A 24,499-nucleotide genomic window follows, 5' to 3' on the forward strand; every position below is an offset into this window, starting at 1 on the left:
TGCGCTTGATGTCGGCGCCGAGCTCGTTGACTTAGCCGCGCATCATTCAGGGGGTGGTGACCATAGCAGCGACGCCGATCATGCGCAGCGGTGGCGTGACGGCGCGCTGCCCCTCGCGGTAGATCGTTTCATCGAAGGTGATGGTTTTTCTCAATGAAGATAGCATCGCTACTCCTTGATATCGTTTCAGATTTCGTAACGCGTTCTGTCGGCGATCCGGTTCACCGTTCCGGTAGTTTGGTCGCCCTGATAGATCCCGAAACTGCCGTGTCGGAATTCTTTGGTGTAACGCGACAGCATGCTGCGCTCGGCGGCAGAAGTAATTGAATCAAAAGGGATGCCGGCAAAGTCGAAGCAACGCATCGTCGCAGGGATGTCACCTGTCACCGTGCCGTGGTAGTAGATCCGGTGCTGATCTGCCTCGCGATCGTGATAAACGGCGTAGAGATGCTCCAGAACCGGACTTAGGCCCAGATCTTTCAGCATTGCGATCAACCCGTCCAGATTGCCGCTCGTCGCGGGCGCAGTCGGCAGGGTATACGTGCCGTCCTGCTTCGCCTGCAACACGACTTGCCCGTCCTTTACGACCAATGCGCCGACGGCCACGTTGTCGGCCTCGCCCGCCGCCTTGACCAGTTCCTCTTCCAACCCGATCGAGAAATACCCGCCGCGGTGATAGCCCAAGGGTTGCTTGTCCGTTGTTTCATGCGCCAGAACCCGGCCGATCAGAACAAGGTGATCGCCCGCATCCACCAGCTTGTGCCGCGCGCAGGCAAAGGTGCAGAGCGAGTCGTCCAGCAGAGGAACATTCTCAGATCCGCTGTGCCATCCCGCCTCGTTGAACTTGTCCGGAGAGCGTGACGCGAACAGGCCCGAGACTGCCTTTTGATCTTCGGACAGGACGTTGATGGCGAAATGTCCGGCCTCGGCAAAGACATCGCAGCTATGCGCGGTTTTGGCGATGCAGACCAGCAAGAGCGGCGGGTCGAGCGATACGGACGTAAAGGAATTCGCGGTAAAACCGCGTGGTGTGCCGTCGGCCTGCCGTGTGGTCACCACCGTGACCCCGGTGGGGAAGGTGCCGAATGCATTGCGCAAGGCCAGCTTGTCCTCTTGTGGTATCTGCGGCGCGGCGGCGGATTGCACTAGTGCATCATGCTCGCCCAGTGTCGGCGGCGGCGCATAGGGCCTCTCGGGGCGGCTTGCAAAGCGCAGGGGGTTGGCGGCCACGGTCCACGGCTTCGCCCCGGCGCTCGGGTGGTCGATCTGCGTCAGCATCCCGCGCGCGGCGACATGCGGATCGGCAAAGATATCCTTAATCGTATTGAGCGGCCCGAACGGCACCTTGCCGCCCAGCAGGTCCGTCAGCGCGGCCTTGTCGTGACGTGCCGTCCACTCGCCGACCATCCTGTTGACCTCGCCGCGCTCGATTGCCCGCGCGGCGCGGGTGGCATAGCGCGGATCGCTGCCCAGTTCGGGGCGATCCATGATCTGTGACAGAACCTGCCAAAATGCATCGTCGACGATCCCCAAGGCGATGGCGCCGTCGGTGGTGGGGAACACGCCGAAGGGTGCCAGAAACGGATGCCCGTTACCCTCGGGGCCGGGAACCGCGCCGGTCATATCGTGCAGATAGGTGGCCCGCTCGCAGAGCGAAATCATGGCGTCATACATCGCGACATCGGTAAACTGGCCCTTGCCGGTCGCCTCAGCCTCGCGCAGCGCGGCCATGATACCGAACGACATCATGAGCCCGGTAAAGATATCGCCGACACCCGGCCCAACCTTGGTCGGGCTATTGGCATTCGGCCCGGTGATCGCCATGACCCCGCCCATCGCCTGCGCCACCACGTCGTAGGAGGGCCAATCCGAATAGGGGCTTTCGCCCGTGCGCGGATCACCAAAACCGCGAATGGCGGCATAGACCAGCTTGGGGTTGGCCTCCGCGAGACTCTCATAGGACAGGCCCAGCCGCTCCATGACGCCGGGGCGGAAATTTTCGACAACGACATCCGCCGTCGCGGCCAGTGCGCGAAACGCCGCCTTGCCCTCTTCTGATTTGAGATTGAGTTGAACGCTTTTCTTGTTGCGGTTCAGGCTGACGAAATACCCCGCCCAGAGGCGTTCGGGATCGTCGTCGCGAAAAGGGCCATTGGTGCGACTGGTGTCACCGCCCGCGCCTTCGATCTTGATCACCTCGGCACCGTGATCGGCCAGCATCATCGTGCAATAAGGCCCCGACAACATGCGGCTGAGATCCAGAACGCGGATGCCCTTTAGGATGTCCGTTGTCATTGCATCTGTCCTTTGAAAATGTGGTCGTAAAAGGCCCGCAACGGCCCGTTTACCGCGCCCGGATTTTCCACCAGCGCCATGTGCCGAAGGCCGGGCAGGATATGCACTTCGGCACCCTTTATCTCGGCGGCGATAGCGACGGTCATTTCAGGGCCGTTACCATAATCCTCATCTCCGGTCATCACGAGAGTGGGGCAGGTAATAGGGGGCGTCGGTGCCGTGATTTCGGCTATGCCGTCGGCGAGAACCCGGTAAACCGTGTGATAAATCGCAACATCATTGGCCATGACCCACGAGCGGACGAGGTCCATCATCACCGGATTGGCCATGCGGAAACGTTCGGTAAACCACCGCTCCAACGCAGCATTCACTGTCGATGTGGGACCGTTCAGTCGCGCCTGCTCGACTCGTTTCAGGATGGCCGCTTGCGCTGCATCAGTGCGTTGATGTGGCGAATGAAGGATTGCCAGCGCGGCCACCCTCCCGGGCGCGTCCTGTGCTGTGCGCCGCGCGATCATGCCGCCCAGCGAGAACCCCGTGATCGCCGCGGACCCGATTCCGCAATGATCCAGCAGATCAATCAACTGGCGCGAAAACAGCGATAGCGACGGGGTTTCGGGCGGCGCAGCGCTGTCGCCGTGGCCGAAAAGATCATAGCTCAGCACGCGGTAACGGTCGCAAAACGCGGGCGTGGTCCATTGCCAGCACTGCCTGTTCAGGCCCAGCCCGTGGATCAGAACGATGCAGGGCGCATTTTCAGGGCCGGCCAGATCGTAGGCTGTTCCGTCCGGGGCTTGGCCGTCCATCATTTAATGCCGCCGCAAATGGGAATCTGACCCGTCGGGAAAATAAAACCGACCGCGCAAATGACGTGCGATAGTGGCAGAACGCCCCCGCCAATCGCTAGCGGCCCGCTAATTATCTGTCTGATTTCTGCCATCTGAATGTCTCCCTTGAGGCCACGTTAAACGCCATGGCGTCGACGCGCCTTCTTATTTTTCGACATGAGGTGACGAAAATACGCAGGCTTGCCGAGATTATCCGTAAAGAATGGACATCGTGACGAAGGAGGAGTCCCCGACATGACTGATATTCGGACCTACAAGATGCTGATCGACGGCCAATGGGTCGATGCGTCGGAGGGTGGCCTGTTCGACAGCACCAATCCCACCACCGGAGAGGTCTGCGCGCGCGTCCCTGAAGCGACCGCCGAGGACGTCGACCGCGCCGTGCGTGCCGCACACCGTGCCGGGACGGACGGGCCTTGGGCCAAAATGACGCCGTCCGAGCGGGGCAAATGCCTGCGAAAGCTGGCGGAACTTCTGGTCGATAAATCCGAGGAACTGGGGCGTATCGAATCCATCGACACCGGCAAGATGCTCAAGGAAACGCGTTGGCAGGCGGCATACATCGCCGAATTTTTCCAGTTCTACGCAGGCTGCGCCGACAAGATCAGCGGCGAGACACTGCCCATCGACAAGCCCGACATGTTCGTTTTTACCAAGCGTGAACCGCTGGGTGTGGTCGCTGCCGTGGTGCCGTGGAACAGCCAGCTTTTCCTTGTCGCGGTCAAGATTGGCCCGGCGTTGGCGGCGGGCAATACGGTCGTGCTGAAAGCGTCCGAACACGCCTCGGGTGCGATGCTGGATTTCGGACAGTTGATGAGCGAGGCCGGCTTTCCGCCCGGTGTCGTCAACATTGTCAGCGGCCACGGTGATCCTTGCGGGCGTACCCTGACCGCGCATCCACTGGTCGCGCGCATATCGTTTACCGGGGGGCCGAACGCCGCGCGCCATGTGCTGGAGAATTCCAAGAACAACTTTGCCGAAGTGTCGCTGGAATTGGGCGGCAAGTCGCCCTTTATCGTGTTCGACGATGCCAATATTGAAAGCGCGGTCAACGCGTCCATCGCCGGTATTTTCGGCGCGGCGGGGCAGAGTTGCGTGGCGGGGTCGCGCCTTTATCTGCACGAGGATATCGCGGATGAGTTTCTGGACCGAATGACGGCAATGGCCAAGACGATCCGCATCGGCGATCCGTTGGCCGACGAAACCCAGATGGGGCCGCTCTGCACCACCGGGCAGCTTGAACATATCAAGGCCGAGGTGGCCCATGCCCAGACCGAAGGCGGCATCGTTCTGACGGGCGGCAAGCAGCCCGAGGGGCTGGAGGGCGGCCTGTTTTATGAACCGACGATCATCGACTGCCCGCGTCAGGATCTGCGCATTGTGGATACTGAGCTTTTTGGCCCTGTCCTGTGCGTGCAACGTTTCAAGACCGAGGATGAGGCATTAGCGCTGGCCAACGATTCCGAACACGGGCTGGCCGCCGGCATCTTTACCCAAAACAGCGCGCGTTCGCTGCGTATGGCCAATGCCGTGCGCGCCGGGATCGTCTGGGTGAACACCTATCGCGTGGTGTCGCCGATCGCCGAATTCGGCGGCGTCAAGGGATCGGGCTATGGCCGCGAAAGCGGCTTTCAGGCGATGTACGACTACACCCGGCCCAAGACCATATGGATGAACACCTCGGACGAGCCGATGGCGAACCCTTTCGTGATGCGCTGAAACGATATTTCTGAGGAGCCCAAGACATGAAATTCCACCTTGCGATCAACCTCGAGCGGCTCGACGACAGCCTCGATATGAACGACGTCGCGCGCCACACGATCAAGATGGTGCAGATGGCGGAAGAGGGCGGCTTTGACATCGTATGGTCGGCCGAACATCACGCGCTGGAAATGACCATCGCGCCGAACCCGCTGCAACTGCTGACATGGTGGGCAGGCGAAACGGACAAAATCCGCCTTGGCACGGCCGTGGCGACGGCGGCATATTGGCATCCCATAAACCTCGCGGGCGAGGCGGCGTTTGTGGACCTGATCAGCGGTGGCCGTCTGGAATTTGGCATCGGTTCGGGCGCCTATCAGCGCGAGTTTGATCGGATGAAACCGGGGCTGAAACAGTCTGACGGCTATCGCTACGTGCAGGAAATGTTGCCTGCGCTTCGCGCGCTCTGGCAGGGCGATTATGCCCATGACGGCGAATATTGGCAGTTTCCGACCTCCACATCGGTCCCCAAGCCGGTGCAGGACGAGGTGCCCGTCTGGGTCGCCGCCCGCTCGCCCATCACCTATGATTATGCGGTCCAGAACAAGTGCCACATCAATTGCTGGCCTCTGACACGCCCCTTCGCCGAGGCCGAACTATACAAACAGCAGTTGGACGAGGCGATAGCCAAGGCCGACAACGGCTGGTCCCCCCGCTTTGCCTTGATGCGCCATGCCTGCGTCTATGACAATGCGGGCGACCGCGAGTCGGCGCTCAAGGCCATTCGCACCCTTTTGGGCCAGTTCGAAAACCTCTTTCGCAACACCGGCGATGTCGTCAACGGCTTTCCCAAGCAGATCCCGCTAAACGAGCTGGAGGGGCGAGAGCAGTACGATCCGGCCATGCTGGAAGAAAACCTGATGTTCGGCTCGCCAGACGAGTGCATCGCCAAGCTGAAACACTACGAGGCATTGGGGGTCAATGAGTACATCTACTACGCCTCTATGGGACTGGATCACGAGGCGCAGAAACGTTCGCTGAGGATGTTCTGCAACGACGTCATCCCTGCATTTCAATGATCGGAAAAACCATGACAGACGGAGTGACGCTGCGCCGTGATGGCCACGTTCTGGAAGTGACGCTGGACCGGCCCAAGGTGAACGCGATCGACGTTCCCACATCACGGGCGCTGGCGGACGCGTTCAAGGAATTGCGCGACGATCCAGAGTTGCGCGTTGCCATCCTGACTGGCGGCGGGGATCGGATATTCTCGGCCGGTTGGGACCTCAAGGCGCTCAATGATGGCGATATGCAGCTGGATAATTGGTGGGAGACGGACGATTACGGCGAGGGCGGTTTTACCGGCCTCACCGAAAACTGGACACTGAACAAGCCGGTGATCGCCGCGATCAACGGCCACGCAATTGGTGGCGGGTTTGAGATGGCGATGGGGTGCGATCTGTTGATCGCTGCCGATCATGTTGAGTTTGGCCTGCCCGAAATGCCACTGGGGATCGTGCCGGATGCGGGCGCGCTTCAACGTCTGCCGCGCCTTATCCCGCGCAATATCGCGATGGAGATGTTCCTGCTGGGCCGTCGCATGACGGCTAGTGAGGCCGCGCATTATGGGCTGGTCAACAAGGTGGTTCCTGCTGCTGGGCTGATGGACGCTGCGCGCGAGTGGGCCGCCTCAATCGCATGGTCTGCGCCCTTGGCGATGCAGACCGTAAAGGAAGTGCAGCGCACCATTGAGTGTGTGCCGCTGGAGCAGGCGTTCCACAAAATGCGTACTGACCCGATGCCGACTTACCGCAAGATGTTGAAATCCGAGGATGCTGCCGAAGGCGTGGCCGCCTTTGTCGAAAAACGCGAACCAAAGTTCAAGGGGCGCTGATATGTACCGCGATCCCGGCAAAGTAACCCGCATCGCCAGCATTGGCGGCGGGCCTATAGGTGGTGGCTGGACCGCACATTTCCTGGCCCGTGGCTATGACGTGACCAGCTATCTGCACAACCCCGCCGAAGTGGCTGCGTTTCGCACCATTCTGGACACCGCGTGGCGCAGTCTGACCGATCTAGGTCTAGCCCCCGGTGCGTCGCTCGACCGGCTAAGCGTATCGCATAATCTGCCCGAGGCGGTAGCGGGGACCGAGTTCATTCAGGAAAGCGCGCCAGAAAATCTGGCGATGAAACAGGCGCTCTACAAGACATTGGGCGACGTCGTGCCGCCCGATGTGGTGATCGGGTCGTCAACCTCCGGCCTGATGATGAGCGATATTCAGGCCGACTGCGCCACGCCCGAGCGCACGGTGATTGCGCATCCGTTTAACCCGCCCTATCTGCTGCCGCTGGTCGAGATTGTGGGCGGGCGCAAGACCGACCCTGCCGCCGTCGAGTGGGCCGGACGGTTTTACGAGGTGGCGGGCAAGGCGCCGCTTTTGATGAAAAAGGAAATCCCCGGCTTTATCGCCACCCGACTGCAAGAGGCGCTCTGGCGCGAGGCGTTGCACATGGTCGCCAATGGTGAGGCGACCCCCGAAGATATCGACATCGCCCTGATGAACGGCCCCGCGCCGCGCATGGTGGCGCAGGGCCAGTGCATGGCGTTTCATGTGGCCTGCGGGGCAGGGGGCATGGCCACCAATCTGGATCAGTTCGGCCCGGCCCTGAAACTGCCCTGGACGCGGCTGGAGGCACCTGAACTGACGCAGGAGCTGCGCGACCGGATGGTCGACGGATGCAATGCCATCGCCGGAGATTGCCATTTCGCGGATATGGCGGCGCAGCGGGATCGGGAAATCGTCGCGGTCCTCAACGCATTGCGGGATGTGCGCCGCGACAGGTGACATGGGGTTCGAGGAATGCGTAATTTCGCCACCAGACCGCGAGATTTGTCGAATATTCGATAGTCTCTGCCCCAGCGTCACCAAAGAATGAAATCGATCAAGAGAGGGCTCAGCGATGAATTTCGAAGTGATAGTGACATGCGCCGTCACCGGCGCGGGTGACACGACGGGCCGAAGCCCGCACGTTCCGGTCACGCCCAAAGAAGTCGCCGAGGCCGCGATTGAGGCCGCCAAGGCCGGCGCGGCGGTGGCGCATCTGCATGTGCGCGACCCCGAAACCGGCAAGGGATCGCGCGATCCCAAGCTGTTCAAGGAGGCGGTCGACCGCGTGCGCGACAGTGGCGTGGATGTGGTCATCAACCTGACCGCCGGGATGGGAGGCGACTGGGTGCCGGACGCGAAAAACCCCGCGATGCCCGGCCCCGGCACCGACATGATCGGCGCCGAGGATCGCCTGATCCACGTCCATGAGTGCATGCCCGAAATCTGCTCGCTCGATTGCGGCACGCTGAATTTCGGGGACGGAGACAATATCTATATCTCGACGCCCCCAACATTGCGACGCATGGCCGAACTGACGCTGGAGTGGGGCGTCAAGCCCGAGATGGAAGTGTTCGAACTAGGCCACATCCGCTTTGCAACGCAGATGATCGCAGAGGGCCTGATCGCTGCACCGCCGATGTTCCAGATCTGCCTCGGCATTCCGTGGGGCGCGGATCAGAGCGTCGATACTATGAAGGTGATGAAGGATCATCTGCCACGAGGTGCCAGCTGGGCCGGGTTCGGTATCTCGCGTATGCAGATGCCGATGGCGGCGGCAGCCGTTGCCATGGGTGGCAACGTTCGTGTTGGGCTGGAGGACAACATCTTTCTGGATCGCGGCGTGCTGGCCACGAACGGGCAGCTGGTCACGCGCGTGGTCGAGATCATCGAGCGTATGGGTGGGCGCGCGATCACTCCGCAAGAGGCCAGAGACAAGCTGAAACTGCGCGGGGCGAACGAATAGATGGCCGACGCGAACCCTGCTGAGGGCAATCTGAACATCCGCGATCTATCGAAGAAGTTCGGCGACTTCCTTGCTGTCGACAACGTCAATCTTGAGATCAGGAAAGGCGAGTTCCTGACGCTGCTCGGCCCCTCGGGGTCGGGCAAAACCACGCTGCTCATGATGATCGCCGGGTTTCTTGATATCACCTCCGGAGACATTGAACTGGATGGCAAATCGATCGCCGATGTCCCGGCTGAAAAGCGGAATTTCGGCATGGTGTTTCAGGGCTATGCGCTGTTTCCCCATATGACGGTGCGCGAAAATATTGGCTATGCGCTGAGCGTCCGCAAACGCCCCACATCCGAGATCAAGGCCCGCGTGGACGAGATGCTGGACCTTGTTCAGTTGCAGGATTTCGCGGATCGCAAGCCCGGTCAGTTGTCAGGTGGCCAGCAACAGCGCGTGGCCCTTGCGCGCGCGCTCAGCTTTGCGCCGCCCGTGCTGCTGCTGGACGAACCGCTGGGTGCGCTCGACAAGAAACTGCGCGTCGAGGTTCAGGACCAGCTTAAGGACATTCATGACCGGATCGGTACGACCTTCATCTATGTCACCCACGACCAAGAAGAGGCGCTGTCGATGTCGGACCGCATCGTGATCATGCGCGATGGCCAAACCGAGCAGGTTGGAACGCCCCTGGAACTATATGAGAAACCCGAGAGCAGGTTCGTCGCCAGCTTTCTCGGCAAGAGCAATTTTTTGGAGCAGCCCGACGGCCTCTACGCGCTGCGCCCCGAAAAAATTGACATCCGTGCCGCCGGGACGGCCGGCGATCCGGCACGGCTGACGGGCACGGTGCGCTCGATTACCTATTTCGGCTCGATGCTGCGGGTGATGGTCGACATCGCGGACGGAACCGAGGTCGAGGTGGATGTCGACAGCTGGCGCATCAACGCGCCACTGAGCAAAGGCCAGAAAGTCGATCTGACGTGGAGCGATGCGGCAAGCGTGAAACTGGCGCGGGGATAGGGCAATGAAGACCTTGGGAAGATACATCAGTCCGGGATGGTTTCTGGTCGCACCGTTTCTACTGATTGTCGCCGCATTCTACCTTGGCCCGATACTGAATATCCTTTGGCTGAGTTTCACTGACCCCACGCCGGGCATCGGTAACTACCGCGAGCTTTACGAATCCGACGCACTTGGGCGGATCATCTGGACGACCGTGCGCGTCTGCGTCATCACGACGGTTTTCAGTGTTCTGCTTGGATACGTCATCGCCTATGCGATGGTGCATGCCCATGAAAACAAGAGAAACCTCATGCTGGGCTTCGTACTGGTGTCGTTCTGGATTTCGATCCTAGTGCGCACATTTTCATGGCTAATGCTGCTAGGGCGTAACGGTCTGGTGAACAACGCGTTCGAGGCGGTTGGCATCATTTCCGAACCTATCGCATTCATGCGCAACGAACTGGGCGTGCTGATTGGAATGGTGCATTACATGGTGCCCTACGCCGTCCTGCCGCTGCTGGTGAACATGCAGACGCTGGACATGCGGGTGATGAACGCCTCGCGCAATCTGGGGGCCAGCGGCACGCAAACGTTCTGGCGCATCTATCTGCCGCTGACGACACCGGGGCTGGTCGCCTCGACGCTGCTGGTCTTTATCCTCAGCCTCGGGTTTTACGTTACGCCAGCGGTGTTGGGCGGCGGCAAGGTGCTGATGGTCGCGGAGTATATCTATGTGCAGCTACTTGTGACGCTGCAATGGGGCACCGCCGCGATGTTAGCCGCGCTGATGCTGTTCGGAGTACTGGGCCTGCTTTACGTCATGTCGCGCTTCATGAAATTGAGCACCGTCTTCGGGGGAGCCGCACGATGAAAACCGGGCTTTTCTCGACTTTCAACCGCGTGGGTGCGTGGATTCTGCTGCTCTTTCTGGTTACGCCCGCGCTGATTGCCATTCCGGTATCGCTGACGCCCAAACGGTTTCTGTCGATGCCAAAAAGCGAGTATTCGCTGCGCCATTTTATCGAACTTTTCTCCAGCCCAGAATGGCTGTCCAGCTTCTTTCAAAGCGCTGTTATCGGCCTTAGCACATCCGCGTTGGCCACTATCCTCGGCACGCTCTGCGCTATCGGCCTGTGGCGGGTGTCGTCGAAATACAGCGAAGTCGTGCGCGCCTTCCTGTTGCTGCCCATGATTATCCCGCAGATCATTTCGGCGATGGCTTTCTATCGGTTATGGGTGCCGCTGGGGCTGCTGGATACCTATCCGGGTATGATTCTGGCGCATACCATTCTGGCGGCACCTCTGGTGCTGATCACGGTCAGCGCGTCGCTGGCCAATTTCGACCCCAAGCTGGAACAGGCGTCGAGGAATCTCGGCGCATCCAGTTGGGTGACGATGCGGCGGGTGATCCTGCCGTCGATCAAGCCGGGGGTGTTTGCGGGTGCGCTGTTCGCCTTCATCCTCAGCTGGGACGAGATCGTCGTTACGCTGTTCGTCTCGAAATTCAATATCTACACCCTGCCGCGCCGCATGTGGAACGGTATCCGCGAGAATACCGATCCGACGGTAGCTGCCGCCGCCGTGGTCCTGATCGCCATCACCCTGATTGCCTTTGCGATCTTTGCGCTCGTGTCGCGGCGCAATGCGCGGCAATCAAGCACCTGACGGGAGCCAGAGATGAACACATCATCGCACGAGACCGAGCTGCTGCTGAACACGGTTCGCAGCTTTATGGAGGCTGAGCTCTATCCGCATGAGGATATGGTCGATCGCACCGGCGAAGTCCCCGAAGAACTGGGCCGCCAGATTGAGGCGCGCGCCAAGGAGATCGGTTTGTTTGCCGCGAACCTGCCCGAAAACGTAGGCGGCGGCGGGCTGAATTATTCCGAAATGGCGGTTATTGAGCGTGAGTATGGCAAGACAACCCATGCGCTGCATAGTTGGATTGCACGCCCCACCGAGCTGTTGCTGGCTTGCGAGGGCGATCAGATCGAACGCTACCTGACACCCTGCGTGACCGGCGAAAAGCGCGAGCTGTTTGCCTTGACCGAGCCTGAGGCAGGATCGGACGTGATGGGCATGAAATCGCGCGCGGTGCGGGACGGTGATGACTGGATCCTCAACGGGTCCAAGCATTTTATCTCCGGCCCGTGCATGCCTGATTTCGCCATCGTTTTCGCAGCCACCGGAATGGATGAGACAAAGCGCGGTCCGCGTAAGCGTGTGACTGCCTTTCTGGTCGACATCGGTATGCCCGGTTTTGACTGTCGTGAAGGCAACAAGTGCGTCAGCTATCGTGGCTACAAGAATTTTCAGCTGAGTTTCGACAACGTCCGGCTAGAGCCGGGGCAGGTGCTGGGCGAAGAGGGGCGCGGACTGGAACTGGCCGGAAAATGGCTGGGCATGGGCCGGATCTGGGTGGGCGCCACCTGCTGTGGCAAGGTCGAGCGGCTGATGGGAATGGCCACTGACTGGGCCGCCAATCGCAAACAGTTTGGCAAACCCATCGGCGCCTTTCAGGCAACGGGGTTTCGGCTGGCCGACATGGCCATAGGGCTGAGGGCAGCCGATCTGCTGGTCGGTGACGCCGTTCGGCGCGCCGACGAGGGTCATCTGGAGGATGCCGATGCGGCGATGGTCAAGGTCTTCTGTTCGGAAATGCTGAACAAGGTGGCCGACGATACGGTCCAGATTTATGGCGGCATGGGCCTGATGGAGGAATTGCCGATCCACCGCCTGTGGCGCGATTCCCGGCTAGAGCGTATTTGGGACGGCACCAGCGAAATCCAGCGCCATATCATCACCCGCTCGATCCTGAGGCCGCTAGGGGCATGACGCCGCAGCAGCGTGCCAATTTTGCGCGGCTTCTGAATCCTCGGCATATCGCGTTTGTGGGTGGGGCAGATGCGGCCACGGCTATCAGGGAGGCGCGCAGGCGCGGTTTTGCTGGCCAGATTTGGGCAGTAAACCCGACCCGCGCGGATCTGGCGGGCGTGCCCTGTCTGCCCAGCCTCGACGATCTTCCAGAGGCCCCAGATGCGGCATATGTCGCCGTTCCCGTCGCGGCCGCGATTGATACTGTGGCGCGATTGGCCGCGATGGGGGCAGGCGGCGTTGTGTGCTATTCGGCCGGTTTCAAGGAGGCGGGACCGACCGGCGCGGCAGCCGAAGAGGCGTTGAAACGTGCGGTTGGCGATATGGCACTGATCGGGCCGAATTGCTATGGCCTGATCAACTACGTCGGCAACTCGGCCTTGTGGTCGTTCGAACATGGCGGCGCGTCACCGGGTTATGGCGCGGCTATCATCACGCAGTCGGGGATGCTGTCGTCGGACATCACGATGAGCCAGCGGTCGCTGCCGATGGCCTATATGGTTTCGGCGGGCAATCAGGCGGTGCTGGGGCTGGAGGATTATGTCGACGTTTTCGCAGATGACGAGGCCGTACGCGCCATCGGGCTGCATATCGAAGGCTTGCAGGACATCCCCAAGTTCGAGCGCGCAGCGCTCAAGGCGCTGGCACGCGGCACGCCTGTTGTGGCGCTGAAAACCGGCACCTCGGCCATAGGCGGCGCGTTGACAATCAGCCATACGGGATCGCTATCGGGTGCCAAGGAACTCTATCAGTCGCTGTTTGAGCGCACCGGCGTCATAAGCGTCACCAGCCCGGCGCAGATGCTGGAAACACTGAAATACCTCTGCGTTGTTGGTGCGCCCAAGGGGCCGCGCGTTGCAGGTTTTACCTGCTCAGGTGGCGGCGCGACCATGCTAGCTGATCATGCTGAGGGCATCGGGCTGGAATTTCCTGTCATTGCACCGAACGCGGCTAAGGGGCTGAAGGCGTTGCTCCCCAGCATCGCCACCGTCTCGAACCCGCTGGATTACACGACGCCCATATGGGGGCAGTTTGAGCGCACAAAACCCGTCTTTGCCGCCACGATGCAGGCGGTAGGGGCCGATTGTGCGTTGCTGGTTCAGGATTACCCTCTGCCGGGGCTGGACGGCTCAAAGATATGCTACCAGAACGATGCCGCTGCCTTTGCCGAGGCTGCAAAGGAACAGGGCTTGCCCGCCGCAATTTGCGCAACCTTGCCCGAAAACCTTGACGCTGGAACGCGCGAGTCCCTGATCGGCAAAGGCGTCGCACCGATGCAGGGAATTCACGAGACGCTGAATGCAATCGCTGCCGCCGCGGATTGGACTGCGGCCAGAGAACGTATTCTAGGCAATCCGCCTGCACCGCTGAGGGCGGGAACTGTAAGCGGATCGCCTCAGATGATGACCGAAGGCGAGGGTAAGGCGTGGGTCAAAGCAGCCGGGTTGCCGGTGCCCGACGGGCGCAGCGTTGCGGCGGCAGAGGCAGTCGGCGCGGCTAACGCCATCGGCTATCCCGTCGCTCTCAAGATGATGGGCGAGAAATTGGCCCACAAGACTGAGATGGGCGCCGTTATCGTCGCGCTAGACAGCCCCGAGGCGGTAACGCGCGCTGTGCAGACCATGCAAGGCCGGGTCGCCGCCAGCGACCCCGACGCAGTGACGGACAGGTTTCTAGTCGAAGCCATGGCGCCCAAACCCCTTGCTGAACTTCTGGTCGGGCTCAGGTGCGATCCACAGTTTGGCTATGCGCTGACCTTGGGCAGCGGCGGTGTTCTGGTCGAACTGGTGGGGGACTCGCGGACCCTTCTTCTGCCCTGTGCGCAGGGAAACATCGAAACCGCACTGGCATCGCTGAAGGTGGCCAAGCTGCTTGCGGGCTACCGGGGGGCCGAAGCGGCGGACCTTGGACAAGTCGCGTCGATCCTGCATGAATTTTGCAGTAATATCCTGGAGAGTGAAGAACGTTTTAAAGAGATCGAGATCAACCCGCTCTTCATCTATCCGTCAGGCGTGATGGCCGTGGACGTGCTAATGCATCGCGCTGGTTAGGGATCCAGGCGGCGAGATTGGGATGGCCGAGGCCCCCTCAAAGCACTTGAGGACAGTCGTCAGGTCACTTTTCCCCCGAGCTTTCGGCATCTTCGCGCGCCATTTCAGCGTTGACCTCATTGGCGGCGCGGAACGCCTCGACAGCTGCGGGAACACCGCAATAGACGGCGATCTGGACAATAGCCGCGCGCAGTTCATCCTGCGTAGCGCCGTTGCGGACTGCTCCGCGAAAGTGCGTACGAAATTCCTGCATCCGGCCAAGTGCCGCCAGCATACCCAGGTTCATCAGGCTGCGCTGTTTGCGCTCTAACGCATCGTCACTCCAGACCATGCCCCAGCAATACTCGTTCAGAATATCCTGAAAGGGGCGTGAAAACGCGGTGGCGTTGTCCATCGCCCGATCGACGTAATCGTCGCCCAAAACCTCGCGCCGTGCCGCCTCGCCCTTGCCTCGCAGGTCGTCATCCATTTGTGATCTCCGCATTCTGTAAACTCAGGACGTGTTTAGCACAAAATGGGCGAAACGTAAGTGTGCGACCGCCCGGTCAGATCAGTTGCCCCGCATACCAACGCGCAAATCCTGCAACGTTGGATTCCAGCAAAGGATGCACGCGGCCCTGCATGGCGAAGGGCGAATTGAGGCCGATCTGCTGGTTTTCGAGGGCCGGGATATCTTCGGCGATGGCCGCATCGAGGCGCTCGTAGTAATGCGCAACCTTGTCCTCGAACCCCGGCTGAGCAACGACGTCCCTCGGAAAACACGCGGTCATGGTCACATGGCAACGGCGCGCGTCGATCGGAGTGGCCTCGTAAATCCAGAGCGCATCCCGCCCGATGGCAAAGGCCATGTTCGGAAAGACCCACGTATAGCGAACGCCGTTCGTGACCGCCGGATCGAGGCCCGGCATCGTCGGCAGCGCATGGTCCTGCTGACCCTCCAGCAGGCCGCCCGTGCCCTCTGTTGCGCCATATTGCGAGGCATATTCGCCGCTGACTTCATCGCCCGGCTCGGGGCGGTTATAGAGCGAATTGACGGTGTCGGGGTGGACGAAGGGCAAATGGTAGTATTCGTCGAACACGTCGAGAAAAACCTTCCAGTTGCAGTTCACCTCAAAGGACCGCCGCCGCGTCGGGACCAGCGTATCCATTGGCCAAGGCGCATGGGTTTTGCCAAAATCGCCTAGTTGATCCGTTAACTCAGGTGCGTCGGTATCGAGACAGACAAACGCCAGTCCACTGGATTCGGCAGCCCTAAATTCGACCAATCCGTATTGCGATTTGTCGAAATCCTCGATCTCTTCGGAATGCGGCACGCCCACCAGCGATCCGTCCAGCTTGTAGCTCCAACAGTGGAACGGGCATTTGATGCCGCGGCAGTTGCCTTCGCCCTCCAGCAGGCGCGCACCGCGATGACGGCATGAATTGGCGAATGCGCGCAGCACGCCCTCCTTGTCGCGCAGCACGATCAGGGGGACGTCCGCGATGGTCATCGTCTCGTAGTCGCCGGATTTCCGGAACCGACCCGCATGACCGATGCCGATCCACTTGCGCCGGAATATCGCGGCGGTTTCACGCTCGCGAAACGCCTCATCGCTGTAGCAGGCAGGCGGCAGGCTGCCGGCCTTTTCGGCGGGGGCGATGCAATTGGCAAGAAGATCGTCAACTGTTTGAGACCCGTTGATGGGACGTCTACTATGTTCTCTGTCCAGCATCCTGCGCTCCATCGTTTAGCGGGGTTAAAACAGTCAAGCTGCCTGAAGACGCGATTGCGCCAGCGACTTGTCGACAAGCGGGACGCGGGCGCCCGGCCGGATCACGGCCTTGTCGTAGGGCGCGCGCGCGAAAACCTCGGTCACCAGCGGGCGAAAGAACTCCAGCGGCAGGCTTTGGTATTCGGGATCGAACGCTTGCTGATCCCAACGCTCGCAGAACATTGCGCAATCGTCGAAATAGGGATTGTCGCGGTATTTCTCGCGCACGTTCGGGTCCTTGCCCATCTGCTCAGCGTAGTAGAGCTTCTGAAAGTCGCCGTGCTTTGCGACCGTCCAACAACATTGTTCGCGCACGAAGGGGCGCAGGATCAGCGCCGCGTATTCGTCGTGGTCATAGGGTGAATGAATGTCGCCGATATCATGCAGGAGGGCACTGACGACCCAGTCGCTGTCGGCGCCATCGCGCCACGCGCGCGTCGCCGTTTGCAAGCAATGCTCAAGCCGCGTCACCTGAAAGCCCGACATCGCGGTTTCCAGCTTTTTCAGCGTTTCAAGAAGGCGCGCGCCGACTTGCGAGGCATAGGTGATCTCGCAGTCCTCCAGGAATTCGTAGTCTTCGCGATCTCCGTCGGCGAGTTTGCGGAATTTCACTGTCTGCATGGCTTGGCTCCTCGGCTGGGGCAGTGCCGAATAGACCCTCGGCAGGTGCAACAGCCGCGATGATGCGCCGATCGGTGGGTTGCGGCAAACGATGGATTCACACTCATTGACATTAGCGAAGCTAATGCCGAACCTTTTGCGCATGATCACACCATTGCCGCCACTCTCCTGCTTTCGCGCGTTCGAGGCGACAGCCCGTCACCTCAGCTTTACCCTCGCAGCCAAAGAAATGAACGTGACACAATCTGCGGTCAGCCAACAGGTGCGCACGCTCGAGAACAGGCTGGGGCAGCCACTGTTCGACCGAAAGACCAAAAGACTGACCCTGACGGATGCGGGGCGGCGGCTGGTGCCGTTCGCGGCCTCTGCCATCGCTGAGTTGATCAGAGGAACCGAGATGTTCGCGGCGGCGCGCGACCGCGAAACCGTCTCGGTCTCATGCACCACGTCATTTGCGCAGCTCTGGCTCGTCTCGCAGCTCAAGGGTTTTAGCGCGGCGCACCCGGGCATCGCCGTCCAGATTACCAGCACGCTGTGGCCGGATGATTATCTGCCGGGGAAAACCGATGTCGAGGTTCATTTTGGCCGCTTGGCGCAACTAAATCGTCAGGCGACGCTGTTGATGCCGATCCAGTTTGTTCCAGTATGCTCTCCGACGTTGAGCGGCCCAATTGCTGGTCTGGACGACCTCTGGGAATTGCCATTGATCGAAACGGTCGGCGCCCTTTACGGATGGAGCCGCTGGACACGTCAATTCGGGGTTTCAGTGCGCCCGACGCCCGCGTTTGTCGTCGACTCGATGATCTTGGCGCAAACCACGGCGATTGCCGGGCTGGGGGTCGCGTTGGTCAGTCCTGCGCTGTGCCACGGCGCCCTGAGCAGCGGTCAGATTCACGTCGTGCTAGACTTGCCGACACTGGTCGAGGACTGCTTTTACTTTTCAGTTATGGGGGCTTCGGCTGATCGGCCTGCCGTAAAGGCCTTTTGCGATTGGCTGGAAGGCGCAGCGACCCCTCACCAAGGCTGATCGATCGCGTCTGCGCAACGCGCATTTGTTTCACTGTGTTTCGGCGAAAACAAGCGCGTGCCGTATTTTTCGACACGAGATGGCGAATAAACGTAACTTCGCAGGTCGCCCATGCCCTTTGTTAAGGTGTGAAGCAAAAGGCGCAATCAGACAATGCGTCAATATCAACGGGGCACAACGCCCTATCAACGGGGAGAGAGACACGATGTTCGACAAACTAATGATGCGCGACACGCTGACCGAGGGGGCCAAAGCCTACAAGGCGGGACGGCTGAACCGCCGTGGTTTCCTTGCCCTTTGCGGCATGGCGGGGGTTGCGCTGCCCTCAGTTTTCGCCGGTGACGCTGAGGCCGCCGCCAACGAGATCATAATGTGGAACTGGGGCGGCGAGTCGCCTGAATGTCAGGCCAAGGCGCTGGGCGAATCGTTCGAAGAGCAGACTGGCATGCCCCTTAGGTTCGACACGTCCGGGCCGCTTCAGGGCAAGATCAAGGAAATGGTGGATAGCGGCAACGTGACCGCGGATGTCTGCGACGGCGATCTTTTCGATGCCGTGGCGCTGGGGCCGAAGGGCTATCTGGAACCGATCGACTATGACGTCGTAAGCAAGGAAAAAACCCTGCCGCAATATGCGCTGGAATATGGCGTGTCGATCATCCTCTACGGTTATGCCTTTGTCTATGACACCGAGGCTTATGGCGACACGCCGCCAACCGGCTGGGCCGATTTCTTTGATACGGCCAAGTTTCCCGGCACGCGTTCGCTCTATAAATGGGCCAACGGATCGCTTGAGGGGGCGTTGATCGCCGATGGCGTGGACAAGGACGCGCTTTATCCGCTTGATATGGATCGCGCGCTGGCCAAGATCAAATCGATCAAGGACGACAGCATCTATTGGGGCTCTGCCTCCGAGGCGCATTCGATGGTCGTGAACGGCGAGGTGTCGATGGGCATGCTGTTTCAGAACCGTGCACGCAACATCGAAAAGGACACAGACGGGCGTTACAAGCTGGTCATGAACGAGGCGCTGGCCATGCCCGGAGCCTATATCGTGCCCAAGGGCAATCCGGCGGGGCGCGACGCGATCATGAAATTTATCGCCAACGCCCAATCCGTGCCCGCGCAGTTGTCGCTGTTCGAGTGTCTGGGCATGACGCCCTCGAACCCCGAAGCATTTGCGCAGGTTCCCGAAGATGAGCAGTTATACGCCATCACGTCTGCGCAGAATATCGACAACATCATCTACAACGATCCCACTTGGTGGGGCGAAAACGGGTCCGATGCCGTCAACGCCTTTCTGGATGCGATAAGCTGACGCGCGGCCGCGCAGGACAGATTGCCTTGCGCGGCCAGCGGACCCAGTTGCGATTGCAAGGACCGGGCAGGGCCGACGAGCGACATGACAAGCCTCCATCTAGGCCTGCCAAAAGGTCTGGGGCGCGACCCGGTTCGGCGTCGATAATTCCACACTGTGAGTTTGTCAAAAATTCCTGACTTGCGTCGATTTTTCGAAACCCGATGCGGTGTTTTTGGCGAGACTTCTTTGACCGGGCGAAAATCCGACCGCACCGAACCGGACGGCGCTCAGGTCCTACAACAGATGGAGGTATCAATGCATCCGAAGCCGAAACCCATTGCTCTGGCCATGGGCGTCGCAACTGCGATGACCGGAATGGCGCAGGCCGATACGATGGTGTTTACCGCATGGGGCGGTAGCACGCAGGACGCTGAATATAAATCGTGGGGCGCGCCGCCGGCCGCCGAGACGGGTGCAAACGTCGTGATGGACGGACCGACCGACTACGGCAAATTGCAGGCGATGGTCGACTCCGGCAATGTCGCGTGGGACGTGGTCGATGTCGAATTCGACTTTGCCTATACGCCGCCGAGGCTGGCATGTTGGAGCCGCTGGATTTCTCGGTCATCGACCGCGACGCAATCGATCCGCGTTTTGTCACCGACTATGCTGTCAGTTCCTTTCCGTTCAGCTTTATACTGGGCTACAATACGGACGTCATAGGCGATGCCGAACCGCAGAGCTGGAATGATCTCTTCGACATCGAGAAGTTCCCGGGACAGCGCGCCTTTTACAAATGGTCCTCACCTGGCGCCTTGGAAATCGCGCTTTTGGCCGACGGCGTGGCACCAGCGGACCTCTATCCGCTTGACCTTGACCGGGCGTTTGCCAAGCTCGACACGATCAAGGATCATATCGTCTGGTGGGGCGGCGGCGCGCAGTCGCAGCAATTGATTGCGTCTGGCGAGACCCCGCTTGGGATGTTCTGGGATATGCGCCTCTGGCCGTTGCAGGCTTCGGGCATGCCGGTGAAAATTCAGTGGAATGAAAACCTGCTGTCTGTGGATGCGCTGGTCATACCCAAGGGCGCACCCAACAAGGATCTTGCGATGAAGTTTCTTGCCAAGGTCGCCACCCCCGAAGGTCAGAAAACCTTTATGGACATCATCACCTCCGAAGAGGTGGAGGGCGGTGTCGCTGGCGGTGGCAACGTTCAAACCCTGCCCGAAGGTGGCGCGAACCAGATTGCGCTGGGCAACGATTGGTGGGGCAAGAACCGCGACATGATTGCCGAGCGCTGGTATGCGTGGCAGGCCAAGTAATCTCCTCTGACAGACCATCACACCCCGATTGCGCAGGGCGCAGTCGGGGGTCTCGTCCGACACCGGGGATAACGTAGATGGCGGCAGCAACCAAACCGCGGCGGCGTGGAAAAGGTATCGGCCTCGCCCTTCCGGCAATGCTGTTGCTTGCCGTCTTTTTTGTGGTGCCTGTTATCGCTCTTTTGCTCAGGTCCGTGACCGAGCCGCAATTGGGCCTGCACAACTACCAGACGCTCATCGCGACGACGACCTACGCCAAGATATTCTGGAACACGTTCATGGTGTCGGCGGTCGTGACGGCGGTCACGATCCTGCTGGGCTATCCGGTGGCATGGCTGCTGTCGATCCTGCCGGGCCGCTGGGCGGCAATCGGCTTTGGCATCATACTGCTATCGATGTGGACCAACCTTCTGGCGCGCACCTATGCGTGGATGGTGCTACTGCAATCGACGGGGGTCATAAATCGCACGCTCAAGGCGCTCGGGATCATCGACACGCCCTTGCAACTGATCAACAATCTGACCGGCGTGACCATCGGCATGGTCTATATCATGCTGCCGTTCTTTATCCTGCCGCTTCAGGCGACGTTCCGCACCATCGACCCGGCGATATTGCAGGCCGCGTCGCTGTGCGGTGCCGGGCGCTGGCAGGCGTTTCGCCGGGTTCTGTTACCGCTCAGCCTGCCGGGAATTCTGTCGGGCGGGCTGATCGTGTTTGTGATGTCGCTGGGCTATTTCGTGACGCCCGCGCTGCTGGGCGGAACGTCGAACATGATGCTGGCTGAACTGATTGCGCAGTTGGTTCAGTCGCTGCTGAACTGGGGCCTTGGTGGGGCCGCTGCATTTGTGCTGCTGGTGGTGACACTGGCGCTCTATGCGTTGCAGGTCCGCTTTTTCGGCGCGCCGGGACGGGAGAGCTGACATGCTGTTGAACCTTGACCGCATGGGCGGGCTTCGCTGGGTTTTGGTACTGATCTCTGTGCTGGTCATGCTGTTTTTGATCCTGCCGGTCGCCTTTATCGTCGCCCTGTCATTTGGGTCTTCCCAATGGCTGGCTTTTCCACCGCCCGGCTGGACGTTGCGCTGGTATCACGAATTTTTCGCCGATCCGCGCTGGCTGGCGGCAATCTGGACCAGTGCCAAGATCGGCGTTCTGGTGATGATCTCGTCAACATTGCTGGGTCTGTTGGCGTCCTTTGCACTGGTGCGCGGTCGCTTTCGCGGGCGCGAAACATTGCGCGCGGCCTTCCTGACGCCAATGATCCTGCCGGTCGTCGTGGTGGCTGTGGCGCTCTATGCCTTCTTTCTCAAGGTCGGGTTGAACGGCACGCTGCTGGGCTTTGTCATCGCCCATACCGTGCTGGCGCTACCGTTCGCCATCATCCCGATTTCCACAGCCCTCGCAGGCTTTGACAAATCGGTCGAGGATGCCGCGATCCTTTGCGGCGCCAGTCCTTGGGAGGCGCGTCTGCGCATCACGTTGCCCAGCATTCGCCACGGGCTGTTTGCCGCAGTGGTGTTTAGTTTTCTGGTGTCCTGGGACGAGGTCGTCATCGCCATTTTCATGGCCAGTCCAACGCTTCAGACGATGCCCGTGCGTATCTGGGGATCATTGCGGCAGGATTTGTCGCCCGTCATCGCCGCTGCGTCCTCGCTGTTGATCCTCCTCACGCTGGCGCTGATGTTGCTGGCCGCATTGCTACGGAAAAAAGGCTGACCAATGAGCGAAAACGCATTTCTCAGCATCCGCAATCTGGGCAAGTCCTTTGGTGCGGTGCGCGCCATCGACGATATCTCGCTTGAGGTGCCGCAGGGCGAGTTTCTGACGTTTCTCGGCTCCTCCGGTTCCGGCAAAAGCACCACGCTCTACGCGCTTGCCGGGTTTCTGGAGCTTAGTCAGGGTGATATCCTCCTCGAGGGGAAATCAATTCTGGGCCTGCCCAGCCACAAGCGCAACATCGGCATGGTGTTTCAGCGCTACACGCTGTTCATGCACCTTAGCGTGGGCGAAAACATCGCCTTTCCGCTGCGCGTGCGCCGCCAATCGACCTCCGAGATTAACGCCCGTGTCGACTAAATGCTGGCGCTGGTGCGGCTGGAGGGGTTCCGCGACCGGATGCCCGCCGCCCTGTCGGGTGGGCAACAACAGCGCGTGGCGCTGGCGCGGGCCTTGGCCTATGATCCGCCGATCCTGCTGATGGACGAGCCTCTTTCGGCATTGGACAAAAAGCTGCGTGAAGAGATCCAGACCGAAATCAAGCGCGTCCACCAGCAAACCGGGGTGACGATCCTCTATGTGACCCACGATCAGGAAGAGGCGCTGCGCCTGTCTGATCGAATTGCGCTGTTCAACGATGGCCGCATTGAGCAGGTCGGCAGCGGTGTTGATCTCTACAATGATCCCATCACCCGGTTCTCGGCCGCCTTCATGGGGAATTCCAATTTCCTGCAAACCAAGGCAGAAAACCTGCGCTCGGGTCACGCAGATGCACGGTTTCCGGACGGGACAGTCATCGCGCAGGTGCCCGTGCATGGCTGCACGGATAGCGGGGGCGAGGGTGTCCTCATGGTGCGCCCCGAGAACATTCGGATTCAATCCGAGACGGCGACGTCGGGCTTGCCCGCGACAATTAGCGATGTGACCTTTCTGGGCGATTGCCAGTTGATCTCGGCCCGCACAGGATGGGGCGACGAGCTGTCGATCCGCACGCCGTTGATCAACGGGGCGCACCAGCCCCTCAGGCCCAATGATGCCGTTCGGCTGGCATGGGACAACGCCGGTAGCTACCTGTTCTTGTGAGGCGGAGCGGGTAGGTCCGGTAGTTTTTTCATATGCTCCGCCTTGGCCTTTTCGACGCCTCGCTGCTCGAGCGTTTGCAGAAACGCGGCCAAAGTTCCCGGCCATGTGGGCGCATTGTCCCGTTCGGGCCAGGCTTGCCTGTAATCCGATGGGCGTCGCCCAAAGTGCTTTCCGAACGAATATGCAAAATGAGACAGCGTATTGAATCCTGACGCGGTAGCGATTTCGCGGATGCTGAGGCCGGTCGCGATCAAGAGGACGCGCGCGTGCTGCAATCGCAGCAGCAGGCTGAACTGAACCACGGTGCAGCCGATACTCTGTCGGAATTGCCGTTCCAGCTGACGCTGCGAGACGCCCAGCGATTTTGCCACCTCCGGCACCGAAAGCGGTTCGGCCAGATGGCCCTCGATCAGATTGATTGCCTCTCGCACCACTGGCGCCAGTGTATCCATCCCGCGCCCCATGGTGCGCCGCTGTGGTGCATTGCCGGGGCGCACGGGGTGATGCAGCATCTGATCTGCGATCTCGCCTGCGACCCGCTCGCCATGCGAGTCTGCGATCAGTTTCAGCATTAGATCCACGCCGGCCAATGCACCGGCGCAACTCATGATCTTGGCGTCGTCGATGAACAACTGCTCTTTGAAAACGATGTCATGAAACTGTTCATGAAAACCGGGCGCCCAGGACCAGTGGGTCGCCATCTCGATCCCCTCAGCCAGACCTGCGCGGGCCACCAGATAACAGCCCAATTCGACGGCACAGATCCGCGCCCCGGCCCGCGCCTGCTGCCGTATCCACGACAGCGTCTCGCGGTTGCTGTAAGTCTCGCTGCCCCAACTGGCCACGACGAACACTAACTCGCCGCGCCGATTTCGTTCGGGCGGCTCGATTGCCGGTTGTTGCATACCGTTGCTGGCCAAAATCATGCTTCCGTCCAGCGAGACGACGTCCCAAGAGTAAAGCGGCGATGGCGCCAGATAATTGGCCACCCGCAGCGTGTCGATCATCGTTATGACGGCAGACATGTTGAAACGGGGCACGATGAGGAACGTCACCTTTTCGGGTTCCGCC

At 60.4% G+C, this 24,499-nt stretch carries 23 protein-coding genes and 1 pseudogene; 18 read left to right on the forward strand and 6 right to left on the reverse strand.

Annotated elements, in window-relative coordinates; translation table 11 throughout:
- Positions 1-186: 186 nt before the first annotated feature.
- Together U3654_RS05020 and U3654_RS05025 are read right to left on the reverse strand one after the other, a co-directional pair.
- Positions 187-2,295, reverse strand: coding sequence for a CoA transferase (locus U3654_RS05020; RefSeq protein ID WP_324754260.1), 2,109 nt, complete (start codon positions 2,293-2,295; stop codon positions 187-189).
- A complete protein-coding gene (locus U3654_RS05025) occupies positions 2,292-3,104 on the reverse strand; it encodes an alpha/beta hydrolase (RefSeq protein WP_324754261.1) in 813 nt (270 codons plus the stop codon). Before U3654_RS05025 ends, U3654_RS05020 begins: the two co-directional genes overlap by 4 nt.
- A 273-nt stretch (positions 3,105-3,377) precedes the next feature.
- Between U3654_RS05025 and U3654_RS05030 the strand changes: the two genes are divergently transcribed.
- The 10 genes from U3654_RS05030 (at position 3,378) to U3654_RS05075 (ending at position 14,611) form a co-directional block, all read left to right on the forward strand.
- A complete protein-coding gene (locus tag U3654_RS05030; protein WP_324754262.1) occupies positions 3,378-4,862 on the forward strand; it encodes an aldehyde dehydrogenase in 1,485 nt (494 codons plus the stop codon).
- Positions 4,863-4,888: 26 nt separating this feature from the next.
- Complete coding sequence (locus U3654_RS05035) at positions 4,889-5,923, forward strand: LLM class flavin-dependent oxidoreductase (RefSeq protein WP_324754263.1); 1,035 nt, start codon at positions 4,889-4,891, stop codon at positions 5,921-5,923.
- A gap of 11 nt (positions 5,924-5,934) precedes the next feature.
- Entirely contained in the window at positions 5,935-6,738 is an 804-nt protein-coding gene (locus U3654_RS05040) for a carnitinyl-CoA dehydratase (protein WP_324754264.1), read from the forward strand.
- Between the two features lies 1 nt (position 6,739).
- The gene (locus tag U3654_RS05045; RefSeq protein ID WP_324754265.1) at positions 6,740-7,690 is read left to right on the forward strand and encodes a 3-hydroxyacyl-CoA dehydrogenase NAD-binding domain-containing protein; all 951 of its coding nucleotides are present in this window, start codon (positions 6,740-6,742) and stop codon (positions 7,688-7,690) included.
- 115 nt (positions 7,691-7,805) lie between these two features.
- Entirely contained in the window at positions 7,806-8,696 is an 891-nt protein-coding gene (locus U3654_RS05050; protein ID WP_324754266.1) for a 3-keto-5-aminohexanoate cleavage protein, read from the forward strand.
- The gene (locus U3654_RS05055; RefSeq protein WP_324754267.1) at positions 8,697-9,704 is read left to right on the forward strand and encodes an ABC transporter ATP-binding protein; all 1,008 of its coding nucleotides are present in this window, start codon (positions 8,697-8,699) and stop codon (positions 9,702-9,704) included.
- A 4-nt stretch (positions 9,705-9,708) separates the two neighbouring features.
- Complete coding sequence (locus tag U3654_RS05060; protein ID WP_324754268.1) at positions 9,709-10,557, forward strand: ABC transporter permease; 849 nt, start codon at positions 9,709-9,711, stop codon at positions 10,555-10,557.
- Positions 10,554-11,351, forward strand: a complete 798-nt coding sequence (locus U3654_RS05065; RefSeq protein ID WP_324754269.1) for an ABC transporter permease — start codon at positions 10,554-10,556, stop codon at positions 11,349-11,351. The genes U3654_RS05060 and U3654_RS05065 overlap by 4 nt, the downstream gene beginning before the upstream one ends.
- 12 nt (positions 11,352-11,363) lie before the next feature.
- Positions 11,364-12,521 (forward strand): acyl-CoA dehydrogenase, encoded by a 1,158-nt coding sequence (locus tag U3654_RS05070; RefSeq protein ID WP_324754270.1) that lies wholly within the window; start codon positions 11,364-11,366, stop codon positions 12,519-12,521.
- Positions 12,518-14,611 (forward strand): acetate--CoA ligase family protein, encoded by a 2,094-nt coding sequence (locus tag U3654_RS05075; RefSeq protein WP_324754271.1) that lies wholly within the window; start codon positions 12,518-12,520, stop codon positions 14,609-14,611. The genes U3654_RS05070 and U3654_RS05075 overlap by 4 nt, the downstream gene beginning before the upstream one ends.
- A gap of 64 nt (positions 14,612-14,675) precedes the next feature.
- Here U3654_RS05075 and U3654_RS05080 read toward each other — a convergent pair whose 3' ends face one another.
- The 3 genes from U3654_RS05080 to U3654_RS05090 all read right to left on the reverse strand — a co-directional run bounded on the left by U3654_RS05080 (position 14,676) and on the right by U3654_RS05090 (position 16,983).
- Positions 14,676-15,080, reverse strand: a complete 405-nt coding sequence (locus tag U3654_RS05080; RefSeq protein WP_324754272.1) for a carboxymuconolactone decarboxylase family protein — start codon at positions 15,078-15,080, stop codon at positions 14,676-14,678.
- A 76-nt stretch (positions 15,081-15,156) separates the two neighbouring features.
- Positions 15,157-16,323 carry an aromatic ring-hydroxylating dioxygenase subunit alpha gene (locus U3654_RS05085; RefSeq protein WP_324754273.1) on the reverse strand — a complete coding sequence of 389 codons (1,167 nt, stop codon included), beginning with the start codon at positions 16,321-16,323 and terminating at the stop codon, positions 15,157-15,159.
- Positions 16,324-16,356: 33 nt separating this feature from the next.
- Positions 16,357-16,983: an HD domain-containing protein gene (locus U3654_RS05090; RefSeq protein WP_324754274.1), complete on the reverse strand. Its 627-nt coding sequence runs from the start codon at positions 16,981-16,983 to the stop codon at positions 16,357-16,359.
- A gap of 106 nt (positions 16,984-17,089) precedes the next feature.
- Here U3654_RS05090 and U3654_RS05095 point away from each other — a divergent pair, with 106 nt between their 5' ends.
- From U3654_RS05095 to U3654_RS05130, 8 genes and pseudogenes are all read left to right on the forward strand, one after another.
- Positions 17,090-18,010 carry a LysR family transcriptional regulator gene (locus tag U3654_RS05095; RefSeq protein ID WP_324754275.1) on the forward strand — a complete coding sequence of 307 codons (921 nt, stop codon included), beginning with the start codon at positions 17,090-17,092 and terminating at the stop codon, positions 18,008-18,010.
- A 205-nt stretch (positions 18,011-18,215) separates the two neighbouring features.
- Positions 18,216-19,325: an extracellular solute-binding protein gene (locus U3654_RS05100; RefSeq protein ID WP_324754276.1), complete on the forward strand. Its 1,110-nt coding sequence runs from the start codon at positions 18,216-18,218 to the stop codon at positions 19,323-19,325.
- Positions 19,326-19,622: 297 nt separating this feature from the next.
- Positions 19,623-20,030 (forward strand): hypothetical protein, encoded by a 408-nt coding sequence (locus U3654_RS05105; RefSeq protein ID WP_324754277.1) that lies wholly within the window; start codon positions 19,623-19,625, stop codon positions 20,028-20,030.
- Entirely contained in the window at positions 19,949-20,629 is a 681-nt protein-coding gene (locus U3654_RS05110) for an extracellular solute-binding protein (RefSeq protein WP_324755222.1), read from the forward strand. The genes U3654_RS05105 and U3654_RS05110 overlap by 82 nt, the downstream gene beginning before the upstream one ends.
- A 77-nt stretch (positions 20,630-20,706) precedes the next feature.
- Entirely contained in the window at positions 20,707-21,549 is an 843-nt protein-coding gene (locus tag U3654_RS05115) for an ABC transporter permease (protein WP_324754278.1), read from the forward strand.
- Position 21,550: 1 nt separating this feature from the next.
- Complete coding sequence (locus tag U3654_RS05120; protein WP_324754279.1) at positions 21,551-22,345, forward strand: ABC transporter permease; 795 nt, start codon at positions 21,551-21,553, stop codon at positions 22,343-22,345.
- Between the two features lie 3 nt (positions 22,346-22,348).
- Positions 22,349-22,828 (forward strand): annotated as a pseudogene (locus tag U3654_RS05125) (ABC transporter ATP-binding protein); the annotation flags it as partial.
- 366 nt (positions 22,829-23,194) lie between these two features.
- Positions 23,195-23,428 carry a TOBE domain-containing protein gene (locus U3654_RS05130; protein WP_324755223.1) on the forward strand — a complete coding sequence of 78 codons (234 nt, stop codon included), beginning with the start codon at positions 23,195-23,197 and terminating at the stop codon, positions 23,426-23,428.
- Here the strand turns inward: U3654_RS05130 and U3654_RS05135 are convergent.
- Positions 23,413-24,483 (reverse strand): GlxA family transcriptional regulator, encoded by a 1,071-nt coding sequence (locus U3654_RS05135; RefSeq protein WP_324754280.1) that lies wholly within the window; start codon positions 24,481-24,483, stop codon positions 23,413-23,415. The genes U3654_RS05130 and U3654_RS05135 overlap by 16 nt on opposite strands.
- Positions 24,484-24,499 lie beyond the last annotated feature (16 nt).

Origin of the sequence: Roseovarius sp. Pro17 (assembly GCF_035599575.1) — a bacterium.
Classification (GTDB): Bacteria; Pseudomonadota; Alphaproteobacteria; order Rhodobacterales; family Rhodobacteraceae; genus Roseovarius.

What these genes read in the sequence shown, in the direction of transcription:
- U3654_RS05060 (WP_324754268.1), top strand. Translation starts at nt 9,709, where the DNA reads ATGAAGACCTTGGGAAGATACATCAGTCCGGGATGGTTTCTGGTCGCA.
- U3654_RS05020 (WP_324754260.1), bottom strand. Translation starts at nt 2,295, where the DNA reads ATGACAACGGACATCCTAAAGGGCATCCGCGTTCTGGATCTCAGCCGC.
- U3654_RS05085 (WP_324754273.1), bottom strand. Translation starts at nt 16,323, where the DNA reads ATGCTGGACAGAGAACATAGTAGACGTCCCATCAACGGGTCTCAAACA.
- U3654_RS05130 (WP_324755223.1), top strand. Translation starts at nt 23,195, where the DNA reads ATGGTGCGCCCCGAGAACATTCGGATTCAATCCGAGACGGCGACGTCG.
- U3654_RS05080 (WP_324754272.1), bottom strand. Translation starts at nt 15,080, where the DNA reads ATGGATGACGACCTGCGAGGCAAGGGCGAGGCGGCACGGCGCGAGGTT.
- U3654_RS05070 (WP_324754270.1), top strand. Translation starts at nt 11,364, where the DNA reads ATGAACACATCATCGCACGAGACCGAGCTGCTGCTGAACACGGTTCGC.
- U3654_RS05105 (WP_324754277.1), top strand. Translation starts at nt 19,623, where the DNA reads ATGCATCCGAAGCCGAAACCCATTGCTCTGGCCATGGGCGTCGCAACT.
- U3654_RS05040 (WP_324754264.1), top strand. Translation starts at nt 5,935, where the DNA reads ATGACAGACGGAGTGACGCTGCGCCGTGATGGCCACGTTCTGGAAGTG.
- U3654_RS05055 (WP_324754267.1), top strand. Translation starts at nt 8,697, where the DNA reads ATGGCCGACGCGAACCCTGCTGAGGGCAATCTGAACATCCGCGATCTA.
- U3654_RS05115 (WP_324754278.1), top strand. Translation starts at nt 20,707, where the DNA reads ATGGCGGCAGCAACCAAACCGCGGCGGCGTGGAAAAGGTATCGGCCTC.
- U3654_RS05120 (WP_324754279.1), top strand. Translation starts at nt 21,551, where the DNA reads ATGCTGTTGAACCTTGACCGCATGGGCGGGCTTCGCTGGGTTTTGGTA.
- U3654_RS05045 (WP_324754265.1), top strand. Translation starts at nt 6,740, where the DNA reads ATGTACCGCGATCCCGGCAAAGTAACCCGCATCGCCAGCATTGGCGGC.
- U3654_RS05100 (WP_324754276.1), top strand. Translation starts at nt 18,216, where the DNA reads ATGTTCGACAAACTAATGATGCGCGACACGCTGACCGAGGGGGCCAAA.
- U3654_RS05025 (WP_324754261.1), bottom strand. Translation starts at nt 3,104, where the DNA reads ATGATGGACGGCCAAGCCCCGGACGGAACAGCCTACGATCTGGCCGGC.
- U3654_RS05090 (WP_324754274.1), bottom strand. Translation starts at nt 16,983, where the DNA reads ATGCAGACAGTGAAATTCCGCAAACTCGCCGACGGAGATCGCGAAGAC.
- U3654_RS05030 (WP_324754262.1), top strand. Translation starts at nt 3,378, where the DNA reads ATGACTGATATTCGGACCTACAAGATGCTGATCGACGGCCAATGGGTC.
- U3654_RS05065 (WP_324754269.1), top strand. Translation starts at nt 10,554, where the DNA reads ATGAAAACCGGGCTTTTCTCGACTTTCAACCGCGTGGGTGCGTGGATT.
- U3654_RS05035 (WP_324754263.1), top strand. Translation starts at nt 4,889, where the DNA reads ATGAAATTCCACCTTGCGATCAACCTCGAGCGGCTCGACGACAGCCTC.
- U3654_RS05075 (WP_324754271.1), top strand. Translation starts at nt 12,518, where the DNA reads ATGACGCCGCAGCAGCGTGCCAATTTTGCGCGGCTTCTGAATCCTCGG.
- U3654_RS05050 (WP_324754266.1), top strand. Translation starts at nt 7,806, where the DNA reads ATGAATTTCGAAGTGATAGTGACATGCGCCGTCACCGGCGCGGGTGAC.